This is a genomic window from Monashia sp. HAY1-5C, assembly GCF_056755255.1.
The window spans coordinates 1-3049 of the sequence record NZ_JBPGXG010000234.1; the positions used below are offsets into that span (position 1 = coordinate 1).

General features: G+C 73.0%; 2 protein-coding genes and 1 pseudogene. 2 read left to right on the top strand and 1 reads right to left on the bottom strand.

Going from position 1 to position 3049, the window contains the following annotated elements; genetic code table 11:
• Positions 1-1377: FHA domain-containing protein (locus tag ACR9ZK_RS21160; RefSeq protein WP_481343939.1), on the bottom strand; the 1377-nt coding region annotated here is incomplete at its 3' end.
• Between the two features lie 317 nt (positions 1378-1694).
• Here ACR9ZK_RS21160 and ACR9ZK_RS21165 point away from each other — a divergent pair.
• Together ACR9ZK_RS21165 and ACR9ZK_RS21170 are read left to right on the top strand one after the other, a co-directional pair.
• Positions 1695-2192: pseudogene (locus ACR9ZK_RS21165) on the top strand (CpaF family protein); the annotation flags it as partial.
• A 64-nt stretch (positions 2193-2256) separates the two neighbouring features.
• Positions 2257-3049 (top strand): recombinase family protein (locus ACR9ZK_RS21170; protein ID WP_481343940.1); only part of this gene is annotated, 793 nt, incomplete at its 3' end.

Sequence of the window (3049 nt, forward strand, 5' to 3'; positions counted from 1 at the left end):
GCACCACGACCAGTCAGCGAGGTCGCCGACGGTGACGACGGCCACGCGCAGCTCCTGCGGGGTGTGCCAGGCGCACGCCTGTCCGATGAGCGCCGCGGTGAGCGACCGCAGCTCCCGCGCCGGCCCGGAGAGGCCGACGACGCGAGTCGCCTCGAGGTCGAGGACCACGGGTACCTGGTCGAGCACGGGAGGTCGCCGGTCCCCGCCGGCGCACGTGACGTCGGCGCGTTGGTCCGCCAGGCCGAGGCGCAGGACGAGGTGGTCCGGGTCCCCCGGACGCCGACACCACAGCTCGGTGGCGCGGGCGGCGGCGACGTCGAGCAACCGGGCCGGGCCCGGGTGTGTAGCGCGACGCTCGGCCTCGTCGTCGTCGGCGGCCCGTCGCAGCCGGTCCTCGGCCCCGGCGAGGGCGGCACGATGCTCGCGCACCCGCTGCCGGTAGGACGCGCGTCCGGTTCGTCGGTCACCCCACCACTGGGCGAGGAGCAGGACGGGGGACAGCAGCGCGAACAGCAGCAACGTCGGTGAGGAGAGGGCCCAGGCAAGGACGACGGACGCCACGAGCGGCACGCCGGCGGCCACGAGGGGCGCACGCGCGTGCTCCGGGCGCCGCGGCGGCTCGGGGAAGGTCACGGTGCGCTGCGGGGACGGCGCGCGCAGCCGGGGCGAGCGGTGGAACCGGATGCGTCCGTCGGCGACCGTGTGGTGCCCGCGCCGAGCCGGCCCGTCGGCCAGCGCGAGCACCGTCGAGCCGATGCGCAGGAGGTCGCCCGGACACAGCGGCGCACCCTCGCCGGGCAGCTGGGCCCCGTTGAGGGTGGAGCCGTTCGTGGGCTCGAGGTCACGCACGCGGATCCCGTCGCTGCGCACGGTGAGCACGGCATGGGCCCGGGAGATGCCGCGGTCGTCGAGGCGCACGTGCGAGGAGGCCGCCCGGCCGACGACGTGGTCACCGCGCCCGACGGTGATGGTGCGGCCCGCGTCGAGCCCGCCGACGACGGTGAGGCGCACCGCACCCCGCTCCGCGCCGGCGGGCGCCGCCTCGGCCCCCGGCGCGCCGGGCACCTCGCCGCTCGTGGCAGCATCGCCGGGACGCCGCGCCGGGGACGACAAGCCGAGGACGGCGCCGTGCAGCAGCGGCGGCTCGCCCACCACGGCGGTGTCGTCGAGGACGCGCCCGGCGGCCTCGACCCGCACCCGTGGGGCGGGGTGAGCGCTTGTGGGGCCTGTGGTCCCGGTAGCGGGCGCGATGCCCGCCGCGGCGGCGAGCGGGCCGCGCAGCTCCGCGAGCGTCGACCCGCCCGGTGCCTCGACGAGGACGTCGACCGGACCCCTCGACGGGCGGTCGAGGTCGACGACGGTGAGGCGCAGCTGCACGGGGCTCCTCCTCGTGGACGGGCGCGGCTGGGCAGCCGCGCGACCGCCGTGGCCCGGCGGCACGGCCCATTCGACCCCTCCCGGTAGGCAGGCATTGCGCGTCACCCACAGCTGTGGAGACCGCGAGCGCTCGGATCGGGGTGCGGTTTAGGGTGTCCGGGCGCGGGCGCCCCCCGGGCGCAGGGGCGGTCGTCTCGGGCCGTTTGGGTGGCCTGTGGATCGTTTGACCCGGTTCAGGGCGCTTTGCCCTAGGTTGGGCGCGCCAGAACGGCTCGGCCCCGGCAGGATGGCGGGGTCCGCGACGAGTCAGGGGAACGATGTCGACACACGAGGCGGTGCGCCATGTCGAGGGTGAGGTGCGCGAGCTCATCCGCCGGACCGGCCTGGACCCGGCCAGCGACACGGCCGCAGTGCGTCGCCTCGTCGAGGACGCCGTCCAGGACTACGACCAGCGTTCCCTCCACGGCGGTCTGCCGGCCCTGGGGGACCAGCGTCTCGCCGTCCACTCGATCCTCGCCGTCGTCGCCGGCTACGGACCGCTCCAGCAGTACTTCGACGACCCGACCGTGGAGGAGATCTGGATCAACGAGCCGAGCAAGGTCTTCGTGGCACGCGGTGGCGTCGCCGAGCTGACGCCGACGATCCTGACCGCCGACGACGTCCGTGACCTCGTCGAGCGCATGCTCCGGACGACCGGGCGACGCGTCGACCTGTCCAGCCCGTTCGTCGACGCCACCCTGCCCGACGGGTCCCGCCTGCACGTCGTCATCCCCGACATCACCCGCACCCACTGGCAGGTCAACGTCCGAAACTTCACATCGAACTAACCCACCACTAAAATAGGCCTGTGACCTGCACAAACGCCGCAAGGCGCCAGAGATGAAGCGGGCAGCGATCTACGCCCGGATTAGCGATGACGCGGCGGGCGAAGGGTTGGGCGTCGCCCGCCAGATCAAGGACTGTCAACACCTGATCGAGCAGTCGGGATGGATGCTCGACGGGGACCCGTACGTTGACAACGATGTCTCAGCGACGCGGTCGGTCACCCGACCCGCTTACCAGCGGCTGCTCGCCGACATGGAGTCCGGGTCTATCGACGCCGTGGTGGTGTGGGCGCTGGACCGGCTGCACCGTAGGCCTATCGAGTTGGAGGAGTTCATCGCCCTGGTCGAGAGGAAAGGAATCGCCCTCGCCAACGTGTCCGGAGACATCGACCTTCGGTCAGACATGGGCCAGTTGCAGGCACGCATCATGGGGGCAGTCGCGGCCCAAGAGGCCAAGGCCATCAGCCGGCGAGTCCGCCGGAAGCAGCAGGAACTTCGCGAGTCCGGCCGACCGTTCAGCGGCGGCATCCGCTGCTTCGGCTGGGAGCCTGACCGGGTCACGCCGATCCCCTCCGAGCAGGATGAGATCCGCAACATGGTCGAGTGGCTGCTGTCGGGCCGCTCGGTGAGTTCCCTCGTGCGCGACCTGAACGAGCGCGGTGTCCGGACCGTGTCCCAGTGGATGGCCGCCAACCCGTCCAGCAGGCGGGGCGACCGGGCGGCGGTGGCAGGCAGGCCGTGGACGGTCACGTCAGTTCGCTCGCTGCTATCGAAGCCGCGCATCGCAGGCCTGCTCACGTACAAGGGCGAGATCGTGGGAAAGGGGGCGTGGGAACCCGTCGTGGACC